Origin of the sequence: Geitlerinema sp. CS-897 (assembly GCF_028368005.1) — a bacterium.
GTDB lineage: Bacteria > Cyanobacteriota > Cyanobacteriia > Cyanobacteriales > Geitlerinemataceae > Baaleninema > Baaleninema simplex.
The window spans coordinates 1-19,513 of the sequence record NZ_JAQNCQ010000254.1 but is presented as its reverse complement, the minus strand read 5'-3'; the positions used below and the strand labels follow the sequence as shown (position 1 = coordinate 19,513).

Here is a 19,513-nt window from a genome sequence, read left to right as displayed (position 1 = left end):
CAAATACTTGACATTACCATAAAAGAAGCCTAAAAAAATCTGCTTTATGAATTCACTCTCTCTCAACGTCTTAGCCATCGGCATTTTCAGCATTACCATGATGACGCTGATCGGGCCGATGGTGAACCTATCGCCCGTCGTTCCCGCCGCCACGGTGTTCGGCATTTTGGGACTCGCCACCGTAGACACCTTGGGCTTTAACGGTCAAGGAACGATGGTATTACTGGATTGGCTGGGCAATACGAGCAGCGATCGCCGCGATCGCATCGTCCGCCACGAAGCCGGACATTTCCTCGTGGCGTATCTTCTCGACATTCCCATCGCCGACTACACCCTCAATGCCTGGGATGCCGTCAAACGGGGCTATCGCGGCTACGGCGGCGTCCAGTTCGACGATCGCCACCTCCTCGAACAACTGCAACAAGGAACCCTTTCAGCCCGAACGCTCGATCGCTACGCCAAAGTTTGGATGGCAGGAATCGCCGCCGAACAACTCCACAACGACACGGAAATCGGCGGAGACGGCGATCGCCTGCAACTCCGGCAGATTTTCAAACAACTCCGTCCCGCCATCACCGACATCGTCCAACGGGAACGCTGGGCAATTTTCCAAGCCAAAACCCTCATCTCCACCCATCAAGACGCCTACAACGCCCTCGTCGAAGCCATGACCGAAGGTCGCAGCGTTGACGAATGTTGTGGCGTTTTGGACAGTCACCTTTTACAGTGAGCAGTCAACAGTGTTTCAGTCACCAGTCACCAGTCACCAGTCGCCAGTGAAGACAGTTAACAGGGAACAGGGAACAGGGAACAGGGAATAGGGAATAGGGAACAGATAACAGTTTCTCCCCCTCTCCCTCTCTCCCCCTCTCCCTGGCTTCCCCTTACCGCCAATGTCCCACGAGGACGAACGGCGCCCAAAAATGGGGACTTGAAAAATTCTCGCTGTGCAGTAAGTCCAGTTGGGCTTGTCGTAAAGCCTCGGCCTTGTTGGGGGTTTCTTGTCGGCTGAGATCTCGTAACGCCCGGTAAAACTGTGCCATGAGTCGTGCGGTGGAGCGATCGTTGACGTTCCACAAACTGCCGACGGTACTGCGCGCCCCGGAACGAATTCCCATTCCAGCTAACCCTAAGACCGTGCGATCGCTCCCTTCCGCCGTCTCGCAGGCACTCAAGACCAACAACTCTAGGGGATTTTGACGGCGAGACCCGTTCCCTTGCAACATCTGCGCGAAGCGATCGAGGGTGAGGGGACGATTCCACGTGAGAACGAAGGTATTTTCAGCAAACGCGTCGAATTGGGCGTGGGTGGCAATGTGAACGGCGGCGAAACGGTTGGAGTTGACGGCGGCGTCGAGACGGTGGCTGAGAAATTCGTCCTCGAAGAGAATTTCACTGGGAACCAGAGCCGCGATCGCCTCGAGTTCTTCGCGCACGTAGGGCAAATCCGACCAAGTCGTTTGGCTGAGGTGCGAAAACTGCGTCCAGTCTGTTTGGCTGAAACTGGCCCGTCCGGCGGCTAACAACTTCGACTGTTGGAAGTCGAGGGGATCGGAGGGGGGAAGTTTCCAACTCGGGGCGATCGCGATGGCATACCGTTCGATTAAATAGCGATCGCCGTCGTATAACGCTGCCACGGGAATATTTCGTAACGCCCCGTCGAGAACGAAAGCGAGAGTCGTACCTTCTCGAGCTTGTAAGTCGGCTTCGAGGGGACGAAACAGAACGTCGTAGGCTTTTTCGAGAACGGGTTGCCAGTTAAAATCGCGAGCTAGAGATTGATGGACGATGTGGGCAAAGGTTTCTAAATCGGTAGCGGGAAGGGGCGATCGATAGTGGCGTAACGGCCGGTCGGGAACTGATAAAATCAGGTGCAATCCGTCGGGGAGAACGATCGTGTAAATGGCGTTCGCGTTCGGGTCGAGATCTTGCAGTGGGCGTTCGGCCACCTCGATGCACGCATCGCCGAAAAAGTTATCGAGTTCGGCTAACTGTAACGCTTCGATGGCATCTCGTGCCTGGGTCAGTGCCTCGGGAGTCGGCGAGGGATCGGCCAGTAACAACCCCACCCATTCGCGATAGACGGGTTCGACTTCGTCGCGAAAGTCGTATTGTAAATCGGGGTTGAGCGCGGCAATATCTCGACGCAAGGCTTGTAGGGTTTCGATCGCACCACGATAGGCGTTGAGAGCTGCCGTGCGATCGCCTCGCTGGTACGACAACCGCCCCAGTTGCCACTGCCAGCGATAGGTCATCGCGGGGGCGTCGATCGCGTCAGAGATCGCCAAAGCATCTTGGGTTAGCCCTTCGGCGTCGTCGAAACGTCCGGCGATTTCGTAAAGTTCCCCCAACTGTCCGAGGGCGTAGGCTTCTCCCCAGCGATCGCCCCGAGTTCGGGAGTTCTCGATCGCGTGGCTGAGGAATCTTGCAATGTCGCTCGAAGATATGGGGTCGATGGTGGCTGAGGGGGGGCGACAGTTGCGGACGAGAGGAGACAAGTAACTGAAGGAGCGCGAGTTATCCTCAGACGCCAGCTTCAGACAGGTGAGGCTGTGGGCGAAGTTCAACAGTTCGGTAATACTGTCGCGACTCGGCGGTTGGGCGATGAGGCTTTGGGAGAGCGATCGCTGTAGCGATCGCACGTCGCCGTCGATTTCAGTCGCCAAACTCAGCAGGTTCAGTCGGGCGCGACGCCGTACCGTCTCGGAAGTCGAGATTTGTAATGCTTGGCGGTAAAAGTTCGCGGCGGTTTCGTTTGCCGATTCGGTCGATCGCCCGTAACCGCGATACCGTCGAGCGATGGCGCGGTGGGCGTTCCCCAAACTTACCAACAGGTGGGCGACCTGGGCGCGATTGTCGAACTGTTCGGAGAGGGTCAATCCCGTTTGTAAGACCTTTTCGGCAGCGCGAACGGCTCCTAGCTCGATTAAGATCTCTCCGAATTGCTGGAGCCAGAGGAGACACTCTGTTGTGACGGGAACGGTTTCGAGATCCTCGAGGCGATCGAGTTGGCGATCGGTGACGATCGCTCTGAGACTTTCCCGCGACAACCCTAGGGCTTCACCGAGTCGAAACGCTGCCCGTCGATAGCGCCCTTCCTGTTGGAGCGATCGCACTTCTCGGAACAGCTCGGGTTGTAAACGTTCGATTTGTAAACCTTCTGACGGTTCGATCGCCGTTGAAGGAGCGACGCAAAGATGACTCGCCACAGACAGCCACAGTGCCATACCGAACGACAGCACCCTGACCCACCGACGACGCTGTTTCTTAAAATCTCGTTCGAGCCGCTGTAGCACGGGCGTCTAGCCTTTTGGGGAAATCTCGTCAAAACACCGTCTTACCAACCCCAAGTTCCCGGTTCGCCTTTGAAGGGGCCGACAATGTCGTGAGTAATCCAACCGCCGTAAAAATCTCCAGCTTGCGCTTTGACGCGTTCGTCCTCGACATAACACGCCTCCATACGACTCGGATAAAAGGCCACGTACCCTCGCAAATCCGCAAAGGCTTCGGTGGGAGCGGGGTAAAACCAAGCCGCATTTTCGGCGGTTCGATCGCCCACTCGAACGGTGTAATATCTCGCTGAACCTTTCCACTCGCAAAAGGACGAACGAGCTGTTTTGACGAGACAGTCTGTCTTGATGTCCTCTGGGGGAATGTAGTAAACCGGGGGATGGCTAGTTTCGAGAACCCGCTTGGCTTGGTGGGTGTCGGCGATGGTTTCACCGTTGAAGACGACGCGAATGCGTTTGGACGAGTCTTCGAGTCGGGGAGGACGGGGATAGTCCCAAACGGATTCTTGACCCGAACCGGGTTCGATGCGTTGCGGCGGTTTTCTAAACATAGCAATGAGAGCGATCGCCTTTGTGAATCATTGTACGGTGTCTCAAGTGACAGGCCGTCACAGCACAGCCAAAACGCCGTTAAACTTCTTGGAGGCTCGACCCCACTCGACGTTATCGAAGCTTGCAGACTGATTTGTCCTCGACCCCGCTCTTGGGATCGATCGTCAGTTTCAAGCTACCGTGGTCGCACCTTTGAGATAATCTTTCAGTTGGCGTTCGTGGTCGTGACAGAGATTGTCGAGAGGGATGGCTTCGATGGGGAACGATCGCACCTCGAGAATTTCGTGGGTGTCTCGGGCGCCGAGTTTTCCGTCCGCTTCCACTTCCAATAAAATCGAAATCGAATGAATGCGCGGGTCGCGATCGGGATGGGAATACACGCCCACCAAACGGCACAATCGCAGTAAGTCGAGGCCGGTTTCTTCTCGCAACTCTCGTTTGGCTGCGTGGGGAATGTCTTCCCCCCAGTCGATAATCCCGCCGGGAAGTCCCCACTCTCGGGTGTCCCGTCGCAGAATTAACACGATTTCGCCGTTGGGAAGTAACGGAATTAAAGTCGTTCCGGTGATGGGATGCCGGAAAACGATACCTAAAACGGTTTTGACGTACTGCCAAATTCGCCCGATCGTACTCATGGGAATCTAAAAAGTGCAAAGGTTGAGTCGAGAGAGTCCAAGCGTGGAGCGTTTTTTTAAGAGCGTATTCGATATCGAATCGAGGAAAACGGAACAGAGCGAGAGGGGAAACTGTTAAAGTTTGAATATAACACGATCGCTTCAAATTGAGACATTTTATGCGATCTTTAAATGGGTGCAATAAATAGTTCTGCGATCTCGCTCCGATCGCTGTTGAGGTTTAAAATTTCCGCTCGAGGCGGCACGACGAAGCGCATTGTCAGATTATTTTCGCCTTCGGGCAGTCTCTCGCCGTCCCCGAGTCATCGCCGCAATTCGCACCGTCGATCGCCTGGAATTTCCAAAACGCCAGTTACGTCGCTGAAATGGTTTGTCAGCGAGGCGATCGCGGGTTTAGAATACTGTCCAAACCCCCAGTTCACGGAATTCGTTGTAACAACTGTTCTGTTGTATTTGCCCACTGAGACAAACCCCGTTCGGCATACAACTGTCGAGCGTATTCTAAAACCTCTCGAGCGCGATCGAACTGTTGTCGTTCTAAAAAAACTAACCCCGCTCCGTAATAGGCGTTGGGATATTGTGGATTGGTGTCTCTAGCTCTACGAAATGAATTTAAAGCGTCTTCTAAATCGCCTTGAGAGAACAAAATCGAACCCAGTTGATAGTGCGCCTCAGCATAATTCGGATCGAGTTCGATCGCCCGTCTCAATTCCGATCTCGCTCGTCTTAAATTTCCTTGTTCGGTATATAAAACACCTAGATAATAATAGGGTTCTGCCGCGTTTTCGCTGTAGCGTTTGGCTTGACGAAACATTTCGATCGCCGCTTCGACGTTTCCTTCTTGAAAGCGAACTAAGCCCAAATTGTAATAGGCAAAATCCAATTGTGGATCGAGTTCGATCGCTCGTTCTAAATACTGCGTCGCCCGCTCTAAATTGTTGGCTTCTAGCAGAATCGCTCCCAAATTTCCGTAAGCTAAGGCAAACCCCGGATCGGTTTGCGTGGCACGATAAAACGCATCGGCGGCGGCACGGAACTGTCCCGTCTGACGCAATGCCAATCCTAAATTATAGTACGCTGGAGCAAACTGCGGGTCGATAGCAATGGCCGACTCGAAGGCAGCGATCGCTTGTTGCAACTGTCCTTGCTGTACGTATTGCAACCCTTGATTTAACTGGGGTTCCGCCGGAGAGCGTACCGGAACTTGCTGTGCGATCGTCGGGGGTACGACGACGGTTCCGCCGACACTTCCCCACAATAGCAGCACTCCCATTACAACGATCGAACCTTTCATCATCAAAAAAGTAAGAAATTAACTAAAAACGAACCACTCTAGGCGATCGACTCGATTGTAGCTTTCTTCTCTCAGCTTTTGGGGAACGCCGGGAGTCATGCACAGTGATGATAATGAGTACGGAAAGAAGCATTATAATGATGGATAAAGTACCAAATCGCGCCCACGTGATTTTCTAGATTTTTAGAAAAAGATAAAGCTTTACGCACAAGTCGAGACACACGCTAACGAAGAGTGTTATAGCCAGCCCAACTGATTCGTAATTTTTTGTAATTTGAAAGTACTGTAGCACGGCGATCCCAACTACAGAGGTCGTTCACAACTCAAATGATTCTGCTATATTAAATTTTTCAATATAACTGGTTTTTCCTTTCAACCGCTTTATGTTGTTTGCTTGGCAAAACACTTTGATAATATAGCCAGCCCAACTGATTCGTGAATTCTTGTAATCTAAAAGTACTGTAGCACGGCGATCCCAACTACAGAGGTCGTTCACAACTCAAATGATTCTGCTATATTTCCCAAGATCGGTATAGCAAGTCGCACATTGACGATAAAGGGAATCGGGAATGGGGAACGGGGAATCAGATTTTTTCTGGTGCTTTAATTTTTGACGACTCATTTGGGACTGCTATAGATCGAGAAATACCGGATAAGGATATTTTTCCTAGAAGAAGTCGAGAGAACTTCGTTCCGCTTCGCGAACGACTAATTCCCAGGTTTCTTGAAAAATATGTTGGTATTGAGAACCTTCAATATCTTGACGTCCGCCGTCTTTGCATTTAAATCATTGCTTTCCATAATAAGTATGACTGTTTTTGACATGATGTCCATTGCCGCATTGAAGACCAATTATAATCTGAAATCACAGCATATTTTTTTCGTCATTACTGTATAACACCACTTGGGTGGAGTTCCGATCGCAAAAGTGAAATGCACCCTTTTTATTTCCCCCGTAGTAGCGTTCGAGTAATACCGCTACGGGGGAAATTTTAAAAGATTGTCTCGTTCGACGTTGTTATTTTCTTTCTGTTTGGACAGCGATTCCGAAAACAATCTCCTCAAACATTATTTTTTGAATCTTATTTCGACGCGATCGGCACTTGCGTTTGCAGCAAGTCGATCGCCCGAGCGTAGAAAGGATCGGAATGGGTTCCGAGTAAATTGGGATCGACGCTCAGCAGCAGTTCTTCTTCACCGGTCATCCGAACGCGAATGTCGGGAGAGATTCCGCGATGACTGATATCCGTCCCGTGGGGGGTATAGTAGTGGGCAACGGTGACGGCGAGTCCCGATCCGTCGGAGAGGGTGTTAACGGATTGAACGAGGGCTTTACCAAAGGTTTGACTGCCGATGACAGTCGCCCGGCCGTGATCTTGCAGCGCTCCGGCGAGGATTTCACTGGCACTGGCGGAGTGACCGTCTACGAGAACGGCTAGGGGACGTTCGGTTAAAGCCGTGTGGGTTGCTTCGATATTTTCGCGGTTGCCGTAGCGATCGACCATTTGCACGATCGAACCGCGATCGAGCCACATCCGGGTAATTTGCACGCTGACATCGACCAGTCCGCCGGGATTCCCTCGCAAGTCGAGAACGAAGGCTTCAACGTTCTCCTGTTTGAGATCTTCGATCGCCCGATACATCTGTTCGTGAGCGTGAGAGGTAAATTCGCTCAAGCGGATGTAACCGATTCGCGTGTCGCCTTCGAGTCGCAGGGTATGAGTGACGGCGGGCAGTTCGATGCGACTGCGAACTAAGGTAATGTCGAAGTTGCGACCGCTGCGGGAAAGGGTGAGGGTTACGGGAGTTCCTACCGCACCACGAATCAGGGTCGCCGCGCGATCGACGCTCATGTCTCGCGTCGGTTCGCCGTCGATAGCCATCACGCTGTCCCCCGGACGCAACCCTTCGCGGCTGGCGGGAGAGTTCGGCAAGGGTTCGACGACGGTGAGGTGGCGATCGCGATCGTTGCGCTCGAGACGCAAGCCGACCCCCGACAGTTCGCCCGAAGTTTGGTTGTTGAGGGCTTCAAATTCTTCGGGATCGAGAAAGCGCGTATAGGGATCGTCGAGTTGCGATAAAGCGCGACGTAATGCCGCGTAAGCTTGTTCGCGAGAAGTGTAATCCCGGCTGAGGAGTTCTTGACGAACGGCTTGCCAATCGTTTTGATTGAACTCGCCATCGACGTAATCGCGGTTGACGATTTGCCACACTTCGTCGAGGACGGCTTTCGGACTGGTTTCGAGAGCAGCGTAACTGCTGCGACTCCAGGTCGGACTCAGAAGTGAGAGGGTTGTGGTGACGATCGCGCCACCGATCGCGGCAGCTTTGTTCCAAGAAGACAGGTCTGATGAGCGGTTCATGCAGGATCGCGTGGAGTAACGGGGTCTATGAAATAGTCAAACCGAACGAGCGCGAGTGGAGCTACCTTGACCTACAGGGTCGGTGCATCGAATTCCCGAACTTTCGCTTGAGAATTGCGGCGAGTCCACGGTCATCTGAGTTCGAGGGCAGTTGTCAGTCGATCGACAACTCGCTCGACATTGCCGACTTCCAACTCGAGGGAACGATGGGGGCGGGCAAAACGAAGGATAACGTGCAGTCGCGAACGCAGGCTCTGGAAAGAGAATTGTTTCTAGAGTATTTCGGCTCTCTCGTTCAATGTATCAATTCTATGGCAGTTCGCCCAGTGTCCTCGATCGCAATCTTGCGATCTATGCTGGAAGCAGTTGTGTTGGAAGCAGATCGATGAAACACGCTCGGTATTCCTTCCGGTTTCTCCTCGAGTTCGTAGTGGCTGGGATTGCCGCCGCTGGAGCGATCGCCATGCAGTGGAGTCGTCTCGATCGCGTCTCGAGTCGGGAAATCGATCCGGTTCGAGCGGAACGACAAGCGGAGATTCAGTTGGAATTGCTCGAGCGATCGCCGACGTTGGGATTTGACAACCTCGTTGCCGATTGGGTGTTTTTACGATATTTGCAGTACTTCGGCGATGAGGAGGCTCGACAACAAACTGGATGCGATCTCAGCGATCGCTATTTCGAGATCGTCACCCAACGCGATCCTCGTTTTTTAAATTCGTATATGTTTATCTCCTCGGGGGTATCCTACTGTCAGGGCAAACCGGAAAAAACGATAGAACTGCTCGATCGCGGTATCGAAGCGATTTCGCCTGCAACGCACGATAGAGCCTTCATCCTCCCGCTCTTCCAGGCGTTAGACCGATTTTTATTATTAAACGATATTGAAGGAGCGATCGCCTCTTACGAACTCGCCGCGAACTGGGCTAAAGAAGCCCGATTTACCTCGGCAGCCGAACGGTACGCTCGAACGGCGCAATACTTACGGGACGATCCCAACAGCGTCGAAGCTCTCTTTATCGGCTGGCAAGAAGTCTACAGAAACGCAATTGACGATAGCGTGCGCCAACGTGCGATAACGGAACTGGAGAGCTTGGGAGCGCGAGTCGAACGGCAACCGAACGGAGAAATTCGGTTCGTGCTACCGGAGTCTGCCACAAACTAAGCTCACAACTCGTTCGGAACTTGCGATGTCCTCGCCCACCTCGTCCACCCGGCGCCGAAAACGCTGGTTTATTGCCATCGGCGTCGGATTGTTCTTGGCTTTGCTTCTCGTCGTCGGCAAAGGATTTGCCCTGGCTTACCAACACGCTAAGCTTCCCCTCGATGCAGTATTCGTCCTCGGTGGCAGTATCAAACGAGAACTCTATATTTCCAAATACGCGCGATCGCATCCAGACATTCCAATTCTAGTTTCTTCGGGATCGCAACCCCCCTGTATCTATCTGATTTTCCAACGAGACAACGCACCGATGGATAACGTATGGTTGGAAAATTGCGCGCGATCGACCTTCGGTAATTTTTATTACGGCTTACCCATTTTAAAGCGATGGAAGGTTCGCAAAGTCAACCTCATCACCTCCGCCAGTCATTTACCGCGATCGCTCTGGCTGGCGCAAATCGTCCTCGGCGCTCACGGCATTTGGGTCGAACCGAACATCGTCCCTGAAGTCGGCGTTCCCGGCAATAACGAATTCTTTATCAAAACGATCTTAGACGTAATGCGAAGTCTACTGTGGGCAGTTGTCAGTCAAATCTACACCCCTGCCTGCCAACAAGAAACGCCCCTCGCCGAAGTCGATATCGAAGCCTGGAAAACCAGCGGCTTCCGCTGCGAACACCAAGCCCAAATCGAAGACGACAGCAATTAGAAAGACCAAGGAAGGCAAGGAGTCGGTGCGTGACGAGTTGGCTGTTTGAGCAGCAGATTTCTCCTGTCTTTAAGTCACGCACCCTACCACTGTCCCCACTGCTCACTGCTCACTGCTCACCGTAAAAAACCCCCTCGCTCCCGAAGGAACAAAGGGGGCTTTTTCAATTACCTAACGGGAGGAGTTCAGATTAACCGAACTTACCCGCCGTCGAAGCAATCAGGAACGCGGCGTAGGTGAAGATGTAACCCACAGTGAAGTGAGCCAGACCCACGAGGCGAGCTTGCACGATGGACAGAGCCACCGGCTTGTCTTTCCAGCGAACCAGGTTCGCCAGAGGCGTGCGCTCGTGCGCCCACACCAGCGTTTCGATGAGTTCTTGCCAGTAACCACGCCAGGAGATGAGGAACATGAAGCCCGTCGCCCAAACCAGGTGAGCGAACAAGAACATCCAAGCCCAAACCGACAGGTTATTGACACCGAACGGGTTGTAACCGTTGATGAGCTGAGACGAGTTCAGCCACAGATAGTCGCGGAACCATCCCATCAAGTAAGTGGACGACTCGTTGAACTGAGCCACGTTACCTTGCCACACAGCTAGGTGTTTCCAGTGCCAGTAGAAGGTCAGCCAGCCCAGAGTGTTGAGCATCCAGAACATTGCCAGGTAGAAAGCATCCCAGGCGGAGATGTCGCAGGTACCGCCACGGCCGGGACCGTCGCAGGGGAAGCTGTAACCGAAGTCTTTTTTGTCCGGCATCAGCTTGGAGCCGCGAGCATCCAAAGCACCTTTGACCAGGATCAAGGTCGTGGTGTGCAGACCCAGAGCGATCGCGTGGTGGACTAAGAAGTCTCCAGGACCGATGGTCAAGAAGGGCGTACTCGCACCCGCGCTGTTGATAGCATCGAGCCAGCCAGGTAGCCAAACGTTACCGTTGTTGGGCCAAGCAGTGGTCGCAATGCTGTCAGCGTTGGAAAGCAGCACGTCGAAGCCGTAGAGGGCTTTACCGTGAGCCGCTTGAATCCATTGTGCGAATACGGGTTCGATGAGGATTTGCTTCTCGGGGGTGCCGAAAGCGACCACTACATCGTTGTGAACGTACAGACCCAGGGTGTGGAAGCCCAGGAACAGAGACACCCAGCTCAGGTGAGAGATCAGCGCCTCTTTGTGTTCCAGCATGCGAGCCAGAACGTTGTTTTTGTTGGCTTCGGGGTCGTAGTCACGGACGAAGAAGATCGCGCCGTGAGCGAACGCACCGACCATCAGGAAACCAGCGATGTACTGGTGGTGAGTGTACAGCGCCGCCATTGTCGTGTAGTCCTTCGCCATGAAAGCGTAGGGAGGCAGCGAGTACATATGCTGTGCGACTAAGGAGGTGATGACCCCCAGAGACGCCAGCGCCAGACCGAGCTGGAAGTGCAGAGAGTTGTTAATGGTGTCGTACAGACCTTTGTGTCCGGCACCGAGGGCGCCACCGAAAGGCGTACCTTGCGGGGGATTGTGAGCGCCCAGAATCTCTTTAATGCTGTGACCGATTCCGAAGTTGGTCCGGTACATATGACCCGCCACGATGAAGATGACGGCGATCGCCAGGTGGTGGTGAGCCATGTCCGTGAGCCACAGGGACTCGGTTTGCGGGTGGAAGCCACCCAAGAAGGTCAAGATGGCAGTTCCCGCACCCTCAGACGTGCCGAAGATATGGCTCGCCGTGTCGGGGTTTTGGGCGTACGCGCCCCAGTTTCCGGTGAAGAAGGGCGCTAAGCCCGCCGGGTGAGGCAGCGTGGTCAGGAAGTTGTCCCAACCCACGTGTTGACCGCGAGATTCGGGAATTGCAACGTGTACCAGGTGACCGGTCCAAGCCAGAGAGCTGACACCGAACAGACCTGCCAGGTGGTGGTTCAGGCGAGATTCGGCGTTTTTGAACCAGGAAAGGCTGGGACGATATTTCGGTTGCAGGTGCAACCAACCTGCGAACAGCATCACGGCTGCTAACAGGAGTAAGAAGATCGACCCTTGATAGAGGTCGGCGTTCGTCCGCATACCGATGGTGTACCACCAGTGATACACGCCCGAGTAGGCGATGTTCACGGGGTTGGACGCACCGGCTTGCGTGAAGGCGTCAACGGCACCTTGACCGAACTGAGGGTCCCAGATCGCGTGAGCGATGGGACGGACGTTGAGGGGATCTTTAATCCACTGCTCGAAGTTGCCTTGCCAAGCGACGTGGAACAGGTTGCCCGAGGTCCACAGAAAGATGATGGCGATGTGGCCGAAGTGGGAAGCGAAAATCTTTTGGTAAAGATTTTCCTCCGTCATGCCATCGTGACTTTCAAAATCGTGAGCCGTGGCAATCCCATACCAGATCCGCCGTGTGGTCGGATCTTGCGCCAAGTCTTGGCTAAACTTTGGGAATTTCGTTGCCATAAGTCCTACAAGGAGATGCGTTCGAGTATCATCCTACTGAAATAATCCGTGCCAGGAAGAACGCCCATGTAGTGGCGATACCTCCTAACAGATAGTGGGCGACGCCAACCGCGCGACCTTGAATGATGCTCAAAGCACGGGGTTGAATCGCGGGAGCGACTTTCAGTTTGTTGTGCGCCCAAACGATCGATTCGATCAGCTCTTGCCAGTAGCCGCGTCCGCTGAACAGGAACATCAGGCTGAAAGCCCACACGAAGTGAGCGCCCAGGAACATCAGACCGTAAGCAGACAGGGCAGAACCGTAAGAACCGATGACTTGTGATGCTTGCGCCCACAGGAAGTCACGCAGCCATCCGTTAATGGTGATGGCACTTTGGGCGAAGTTGCCGTAGGTGATGTGAGATACCGAACCATCAGCAGCAACGGTACCCCAAACGTCCGACTGCATTTTCCAACTGAAGTGGAAAATCACGATCGAAAGACTGTTATACATCCAGAACAGACCCAGGAAGACGTGGTCCCAACCAGAGACTTGGCAGGTACCGCCGCGACCGGGACCGTCGCAGGGGAAGCGGAAGCCCAGCTCGGCTTTGTCTGGAATCAGACGAGAGCTACGGGCGAACAGGACGCCTTTGAGCAAGATCAGCACCGTCACGTGAATCGTGAAGGCGTGGATGTGGTGAACCATGAAATCCGCCGTACCCAAGGTGATGGGCATCATGGCGACTTTACCGCCGACGGCGACGACATCGCCACCAAAGGCAGGACTTACGCTCGCTAAAGCGTTGGGAGCCGTGTTACCCGGCGCCAAGGTATGGATGTGTTGAACCCACTGCGCGAAAATCGGTTGCAGTTGGATTCCGGTGTCGGAAAACATATCCTGGGGACGTCCGAAGGCACGCATGGTGTCGTTGTGGACGTACAGACCGAAGCTGTGGAAGCCCAGGAAAATACAGACCCAGTTGAGGTGAGAGATGATGGCATCCCGGTGGCGAATCACCCGATCGAGCAGGTTATCCACGTTTTTAGCCGGGTCGTAGTCGCGCACCATGAAGATCGCAGCGTGTGCGCCCGCACCGACGATCAGGAAGCCTCCAATCCACATATGGTGGGTGAACAGAGACAACTGAGTCGGGTAGTCCGTCGCAATGTACGGATACGGGGGCATCGAGTACATATGATGCGCCACGATGATGCTCAGCGATCCCATCATGGCGAGGTTGATCGCCAGTTGTGCGTGCCAAGAGGTGGTCAGGATCTCGTAGAGACCTTTGTGTCCTTCTCCGGTGAAGGGACCTTTGTGAGCTTCGAGCAGCTCTTTCATGTTGTGACCGATACCCCAGTTGGTACGGTACATATGTCCGGCGATGATGAACAGCACGGCGATCGCCAAGTGGTGGTGTGCCGTGTCGCTCAGCCAGAGACCGCCCGTTTGCGGGTTCAAGCCACCTTTGAAGGTTAGAAAGTCTGCGTATTCGCCCCAGTTCAGGGTGAAGAAGGGGGTCAGCCCTTTGGCAAAGCTGGGGTACAGCTCGGCCATTTTGCTGCTATCGAGGATGAATTCGTGCGGCAGAGGAATGTCCTGCGGCGCAACGCCTGCATCGAGCAGTTTGTTGATGGGCAGCGAAACGTGGATTTGGTGACCGGCCCATCCCAGAGACCCCAAGCCGAGCAAACCGGCGAGGTGGTGGTTGAGCATGGACTCCACGTTTTGGAACCACTCGAGCTTCGGAGCTTTGACGTGATAGTGGAACCAACCCGCAAACAACATCAGTGCCGCCATAACTAAGGCACCGATCGCCGTGCAGTACAGTTGGAATTCGTTAGTAATCCCGCCAGCCCGCCACAGTTGGAACAGACCAGAGGTAATTTGAATGCCGTGAAATCCACCGCCGACGTCGGCGTTGAGGATTTCTTGACCGAAAATCGGCCAGACGACTTGAGCGCTGGGCTTGATGCCCGTCGGATCGCTCAGCCAGGCTTCGTAGTTGGAAAAGCGAGCGCCGTGGAAGTACGCACCGCTCAGCCAGATGAAAATGACTGCCAGTTGACCGAAGTGCGCGCTGAAAATTTTGCGCGAAACTTCTTGTAAGTCACTGGTTTGACTGTCGAAATCATGAGCGTCAGCATGGAGATTCCAAATCCAGGTTGTGGTTTTGGGACCTCTAGACAAAGTGCGATCGAAGTGACCGGGTTTGCCCCACTTCTCGAAGGAAGTCGGAACCGGGTTCGTATCGACCGAGACTTTGACTTTTTTTGCCTCCCGCTCCGGGGGACTAATCGTCATCGAGTCTCTCCTCTCTCTAGACCAGTAACGAGGACAGCAATATCCTCAGCTCGCTTCGCGGAAGATTCTCCCGTCTCTCTATAATTGGATACCGAAATGTTGGGATTTGTTAATCCCATGTTGAGTTTTTTATCTTTTACGTCGCTTGCAGTCAGCTTCATGTTAGAGAGACGGGGATTTTATCGAGTCCAAACCTTATGTTTAGAGCCGATTTGAATCCCCTGAAGTCATAGCTAAGAATGTATGTTTGTGATTATAGGTCTTCTGTTGAAATAATTCAAACCAAAATTTCAGACAGATCGAGCATTTGAATAACGAGGCTAGACCTAAAAGTCAAGCTAAATTACCGGATGTTTACAAAAATTAAATTGATTTAATAAAACGAAATAATAATCGAGAGAAGTCGATCTTCGTCATTATTATATATAAGTGTATATATAACGGCTCGAGCTGAGTCAGCGTCCGATCGCAGGTTCGATCTCACGGGAAGTTGGGGATTTCCCCAGACCTGCCGCAGAACCGACATTTTCCGGTATAGTGACTGACAAGTCCGTCCGGTCGCTCTGACGGGTACTGTCGTGTTGAGGGAGCGTGTAAGGCGTGCAGAATTATAGCGATCGCCGATCCATTTGGAAAAGTCTGCTGGCGTTCCAACTCTCTATATTGTTGGCGCTAGGTCTGGTCAGTTGCGGCGAACCGGAACTCGTCGTGGAAACGGGAACTCGCCCTAGAGCGACATCTGCGGCAGTCGATCGCACGCCGCAAGTGACGGAAGTGTCACCGCCGAAAACTATCCAAGGACTACGATCGCTTCTCGATCGCTATCGTCCCCAAGTTTCCATCGAAAGCCCCAACCCAAACAGTATCGTTAACGACGATACCGTCACCGTGCGCCTGAACGTGCGGGATTTGCCCGTTTTCAAAAACGAAACGTTCGGCTTAGGCCCCTACGTTCAACTGTTTCTCGACGACAAACCCGAACGCGCCATCTACGACCTCGACACCCCGATAACCCTCGAGGGACTGTCGCCAGGAACTCATACCCTGAGAGCCTTCGCGGTGCGGCCGTGGCACGAAAGCTTCAAAAACGAAGGCGCTTACGCTCAAACCACCTTCCATATTTATACGAAAACGGGAACTCACACCCCCGATCCCGGTGCGCCGCTGCTGACCTACAACCGTCCTCGTGGGACTTACGGTGCCGAACCGATTCTCCTCGATTTCTATCTGACGAACGCTCCCCTGCACATCGTCGCGCAAGAATCCGAGGACGATGACATCGCAGACTGGCGCGTTAAAGCCACCGTCAACGGCTACAGTTTCGTGACCGATCGGTGGCAACCGTTCTATCTCAGCGGATTCAAACCCGGTCGGAATTGGGTCAAGCTCGAATTCATCGATGAGAAAGGCGATCCCGTTCAAAAAACATTTAATACCACTGCCGAATCGATCGTTTACGATCCTAATTTTACAGATACGTTATCTAAATTAGTCTCCGCCGAATTCTCTGCCGAAGAGTTACGAGGGATTGTCGATCCTAACGTGACCCCGGAGACTCAACCTCCCGAAGTCGAACGACCCGAGCCGCTACTTCCACCCACCGAACCCCTTCCCGAAATTATCGAACCGTCCCCCGAAGAAGAAGAAAAACTCGAGCTTCCCACTGCTCCCGTGGAAGTCGAACCCGAGGCTGAAAGCGAGACGCAGACGGAAGAACCGAGTCTTCCCGAATCCGACCTAGAGATCGAAGAAGTTCCCGAAGTTCCCGAAGCGCAATCCGAACCCGAAGGACAACCCGAACCCGAGATCGAAATTCCCACCGAACCCGTCGAACCCGAGATCGAAATTCCCGCAGAACCCGTCGAACCCTCTAGCGATCGCACGCCAGACGAACCTCCAGCATCTGAAGAACTCGAAACTCCTGAAACTCCTCCAACGTCTGAAGAACTCGAAACTCCGCCTGTGGAAGAATCCTCCATCTAAACCGTGACCTGGTCTTTGCTGCGATCGCGACGCTCGAACCGTCGCTTCTTAAGGCGAGCGTGGGTCGTTTTCGTCTCGATCGCCTCGACCTGGACGATACAAACCACCTTCGATCGCGCCAACGCACGCTCTTATCCGCCTTCAACGCCGTCCCCAACGACTCCAGGTTACCTCTGGCCGGTGTTCGCCAGCGATCGCCTGCGTCAAGTGTTGCTTCCGTCTCGCGACCCTCTCGATCTCGAACTCCTCGAAGCGGAAACTGTCGATCCCGAGGTGGTGGTTCGTCGCGATACCATTTCTCAAACTGGATTGACCGAACCGAGTGTGTGGTGGGTGGCCGAACAGTTCGGCGGAAAACTCCTCGAAACCTGGTTGGCGTATCCCCAAAAACGCCGCATCGACCTCGTCGTCAACCGACAACTGTGGAGTTTGCGCGACTACCTCGAACGGTACGAGTTCGTCAACCACATGGGACTGGTGGCGCGATCGCATCGGTACGACCTACGCGTGTTCGATCGCCAACAACCCGATCTCGTCCTCGCCGCTTACACCTGTCTTTTTGACATCGAACCGATTATCTGTACGGTAGATTTAGAACGTGGCAGTCAGTCGGGATTTCGAGGCTATCGTCCGTGAAGTACCCGTCGCGCCACCGTCGTTGTCTCGTTCTCGTCGTTTCGTTCTCGCAATGGTCAAACTCCTCCACCTGTCGGACATTCACATCGGAAGTGGGTTTTCCCACGGACGCATCGATCCTGAAACCGGACTCAACACGCGCTTACAAGATTTCGTTTCGACTCTGAGTCGCTGTATCGATCGCGCCATCGAAGACCCCGTCGATCTCGTCGTGTTCGGCGGCGATGCGTTTCCCGACGCCACGCCTCCTCCCTATGTGGCCGAAGCCTTCGCCAGCCAGTTTCGCCGCCTCGCCGAAGCGGACATTCCCACCGTGTTGTTAGTAGGAAATCACGATCAGTACTCTCAAGGCCAGGGAAGCGCGAGTTTATGTATCTACCGGACTCTCGCCGTTCCTCGATTTATCGTCGCCGATCGCCTGCAAACGCACCGCATCGAGACCCAACACGGCCCGATTCAAGTGGTCGCTTTACCCTGGATTACGCGATCGACGTTGATGACGCGACCGGAAACGGAAGGGTTATCTCTGGCGGAAGTCAACCAGTTGCTGATCGATCGCCTGCGGATCGCACTCGAAGGGGAAATTCGACAACTCGATCGCTCGATTCCGACGGTTTTCTTAGGACACTTGATGAGCGATAAAGCCAAATTTGGCGCAGAACGGTTTCTCGCTGTCAGTAAAGGGTTTACCGTTCCGCTCTCGCTGCTCGTCCGTCCAGAATTCGATTACGTGGCCTTGGGTCACGTCCACAAGCATCAAAATCTCAATCCTCAAAACGATCCCCCGGTTATCTACCCCGGTAGCATCGAACGGGTGGATTTCAGCGAAGAGAAGGAAGACAAAGGATACGTCATCGCCGAGGTCGAACCGGGTTCCTGTCGCTGGGAGTTTTGTGCGCTTCCGGTGCGATCGTTCGTAACGGTTTCGGCGGATTTGTCAACCTCGGACAATCCCCAAGATACGCTGTTAGCGGCGATCGCCAAGTACGACATCGAGGATGCGGTCGTTCGCTTGCGGTACAAACTCCGCGCCGACCAGATCGATCGCATCGATTCGTCAGTCCTGTACGCTCGCTTGAAAGCCGCTCATACCTATACCGTTCAACCAGAACTCGCCAGTCAGTTGAGTCGTCCTCGTATCGCCTCCCTCGACAACGGAAATCACGTCGATCCGATCGAAGCCTTAACGCTCTATCTCGACAGTCGCGAGGATCTTAAAGACATCCATTCCGACATTCTCGACGCGGCGCAAACTCTGTTAGACGAAGACGAACGGGTGTTACTGAGTTAACTCTCTAGGTTCTCTGGGTCTGGTGTGGTGAAACATCGCGATCGACGAATACCTAACGGTGGTGGGTTTTCGAGGAACCGGCGAGAATTTGCATTCCCCATTCGAGTTGTTCGCGAATGACGGCTTTTTCCCGTTCCGGTATATCGGAGCGTTATCTAGCTTTAGTCCTGTGGGTAGTGGCCAAAACGTAGTGATATCAAAACTGGACTTGTATGCATTCATTAATGCATTCATTATAATGATGAATAAAAGTCAAAATCGCCCCGATGTGATTTTCTGATTTTTTTGAAAAAGATAAAGTTTTACGAACCAGTCGAGAAATGCGTTGACGAAGCGTGTTATTAAATCTCTCAATATGAGAAGTCTCTCCAGTTTCTTTGCCAACTTGCTTAAGTCTTTTTGAGGGAAATACTTTTTCATAAGCTTCCCACAAATCTGTGTAAGAAACTGCACATTGTCGATAAACAGGAGGCAAAAAATCCCAAAGCTGTTGAGCCATATTTCGGATTCTATCTCCAAGAGCGAAGCCTACAATTTCTCGTGTTTTTCGATCGATAGCTAGCCAAATCCAAATTTTCGTTTTCTTGTTTTTTACAAACGACAACAATTCATCACACTCCAAAATCAATTTTCCTTTTTTTTTGGATGAAACCTTTAATTGGCGAGGAGTCTGTTGATATTTTTGATTTACATAATTCTGTAACCAGGTTCGAGAAAGTTTCCTTGCGCGGAATTGCTCGCGTGACGAAATTTTCTCGAGAAGTAAGTCATCAATCCAAGCTTTAGTCTCGTTTGAAATTTCCTTTTTTTCTGAAAATTCCACGAACTGGCGTCCACACTCTTTACATTTAAATTTGGGCTTTTTGTTATGGGTACTTCCATTTTTAACAAT

At 53.0% G+C, this 19,513-nt stretch carries 14 protein-coding genes and 1 pseudogene; 6 read left to right on the top strand and 9 right to left on the bottom strand.

The window, feature by feature from the left end; all coding sequences use genetic code 11:
* Positions 1-46: 46 nt before the first annotated feature.
* Positions 47-730 carry a hypothetical protein gene (locus POG22_RS16135; protein ID WP_017662825.1) on the top strand — a complete coding sequence of 228 codons (684 nt, stop codon included), beginning with the start codon at positions 47-49 and terminating at the stop codon, positions 728-730.
* Between the two features lie 154 nt (positions 731-884).
* Here POG22_RS16135 and POG22_RS16130 read toward each other — a convergent pair whose 3' ends face one another.
* From POG22_RS16130 to ctpB, 6 genes and pseudogenes are all read right to left on the bottom strand, one after another.
* Positions 885-3,296, bottom strand: coding sequence for a CHAT domain-containing protein (locus POG22_RS16130; RefSeq protein WP_498906384.1), 2,412 nt, complete (start codon positions 3,294-3,296; stop codon positions 885-887).
* Between the two features lie 41 nt (positions 3,297-3,337).
* On the bottom strand, positions 3,338-3,841 hold the full coding sequence (locus POG22_RS16125; RefSeq protein ID WP_063716534.1) for a DUF427 domain-containing protein: 504 nt from the start codon (positions 3,839-3,841) through the stop codon (positions 3,338-3,340).
* A gap of 171 nt (positions 3,842-4,012) precedes the next feature.
* Complete coding sequence (locus tag POG22_RS16120) at positions 4,013-4,477, bottom strand: NUDIX domain-containing protein (protein WP_017662820.1); 465 nt, start codon at positions 4,475-4,477, stop codon at positions 4,013-4,015.
* Between the two features lie 418 nt (positions 4,478-4,895).
* The gene (locus POG22_RS16115) at positions 4,896-5,750 is read right to left on the bottom strand and encodes a tetratricopeptide repeat protein (protein WP_498906381.1); all 855 of its coding nucleotides are present in this window, start codon (positions 5,748-5,750) and stop codon (positions 4,896-4,898) included.
* Positions 5,751-5,866: 116 nt separating this feature from the next.
* Positions 5,867-5,995: pseudogene (locus tag POG22_RS16110) on the bottom strand (IS1 family transposase); the annotation flags it as partial.
* 858 nt (positions 5,996-6,853) lie between these two features.
* On the bottom strand, positions 6,854-8,134 hold the full coding sequence (gene ctpB, locus POG22_RS16105; RefSeq protein WP_063716532.1) for a carboxyl-terminal processing protease CtpB: 1,281 nt from the start codon (positions 8,132-8,134) through the stop codon (positions 6,854-6,856).
* A gap of 385 nt (positions 8,135-8,519) precedes the next feature.
* Between ctpB and POG22_RS16100 the strand changes: the two genes are divergently transcribed.
* A complete protein-coding gene (locus POG22_RS16100) occupies positions 8,520-9,296 on the top strand; it encodes a hypothetical protein (protein WP_063716530.1) in 777 nt (258 codons plus the stop codon).
* Between the two features lie 25 nt (positions 9,297-9,321).
* Positions 9,322-10,002, top strand: coding sequence for a YdcF family protein (locus POG22_RS16095; protein WP_498906379.1), 681 nt, complete (start codon positions 9,322-9,324; stop codon positions 10,000-10,002).
* Between the two features lie 190 nt (positions 10,003-10,192).
* Here the strand turns inward: POG22_RS16095 and psaB are convergent, their stop codons facing one another.
* A complete protein-coding gene (psaB, locus tag POG22_RS16090) occupies positions 10,193-12,424 on the bottom strand; it encodes a photosystem I core protein PsaB (protein ID WP_017663095.1) in 2,232 nt (743 codons plus the stop codon).
* A 28-nt stretch (positions 12,425-12,452) separates the two neighbouring features.
* Positions 12,453-14,711 carry a photosystem I core protein PsaA gene (gene psaA / locus POG22_RS16085; protein ID WP_498906377.1) on the bottom strand — a complete coding sequence of 753 codons (2,259 nt, stop codon included), beginning with the start codon at positions 14,709-14,711 and terminating at the stop codon, positions 12,453-12,455.
* A 666-nt stretch (positions 14,712-15,377) separates the two neighbouring features.
* Here psaA and POG22_RS16080 point away from each other — a divergent pair.
* From POG22_RS16080 to sbcD, 3 genes are read left to right on the top strand one after another with little or no spacing between them, the layout of a single operon-like run.
* Positions 15,378-16,694 (top strand): hypothetical protein, encoded by a 1,317-nt coding sequence (locus tag POG22_RS16080; RefSeq protein ID WP_498906375.1) that lies wholly within the window; start codon positions 15,378-15,380, stop codon positions 16,692-16,694.
* Positions 16,695-16,697: 3 nt separating this feature from the next.
* Positions 16,698-17,330, top strand: coding sequence for a hypothetical protein (locus tag POG22_RS16075; protein WP_150128409.1), 633 nt, complete (start codon positions 16,698-16,700; stop codon positions 17,328-17,330).
* A 52-nt stretch (positions 17,331-17,382) separates the two neighbouring features.
* A complete protein-coding gene (gene sbcD / locus POG22_RS16070) occupies positions 17,383-18,621 on the top strand; it encodes an exonuclease subunit SbcD (RefSeq protein WP_498906400.1) in 1,239 nt (412 codons plus the stop codon).
* 196 nt (positions 18,622-18,817) lie between these two features.
* Here sbcD and POG22_RS16065 read toward each other — a convergent pair.
* On the bottom strand, positions 18,818-19,513 hold a 696-nt coding region (locus POG22_RS16065; protein ID WP_498906374.1), incomplete at its 5' end, for an IS1 family transposase.

Bases quoted from the DNA above. Each gene is read 5' to 3' on its own strand.
- sbcD (WP_498906400.1), top strand. From the start codon at position 17,383: ATGGTCAAACTCCTCCACCTGTCGGACATTCACATCGGAAGTGGGTTT.
- POG22_RS16135 (WP_017662825.1), top strand. From the start codon at position 47: ATGAATTCACTCTCTCTCAACGTCTTAGCCATCGGCATTTTCAGCATT.
- ctpB (WP_063716532.1), bottom strand. From the start codon at position 8,134: ATGAACCGCTCATCAGACCTGTCTTCTTGGAACAAAGCTGCCGCGATC.
- POG22_RS16100 (WP_063716530.1), top strand. From the start codon at position 8,520: ATGAAACACGCTCGGTATTCCTTCCGGTTTCTCCTCGAGTTCGTAGTG.
- POG22_RS16125 (WP_063716534.1), bottom strand. From the start codon at position 3,841: ATGTTTAGAAAACCGCCGCAACGCATCGAACCCGGTTCGGGTCAAGAA.
- psaA (WP_498906377.1), bottom strand. From the start codon at position 14,711: ATGACGATTAGTCCCCCGGAGCGGGAGGCAAAAAAAGTCAAAGTCTCG.
- POG22_RS16115 (WP_498906381.1), bottom strand. From the start codon at position 5,750: ATGGGAGTGCTGCTATTGTGGGGAAGTGTCGGCGGAACCGTCGTCGTA.
- POG22_RS16095 (WP_498906379.1), top strand. From the start codon at position 9,322: ATGTCCTCGCCCACCTCGTCCACCCGGCGCCGAAAACGCTGGTTTATT.
- psaB (WP_017663095.1), bottom strand. From the start codon at position 12,424: ATGGCAACGAAATTCCCAAAGTTTAGCCAAGACTTGGCGCAAGATCCG.
- POG22_RS16120 (WP_017662820.1), bottom strand. From the start codon at position 4,477: ATGAGTACGATCGGGCGAATTTGGCAGTACGTCAAAACCGTTTTAGGT.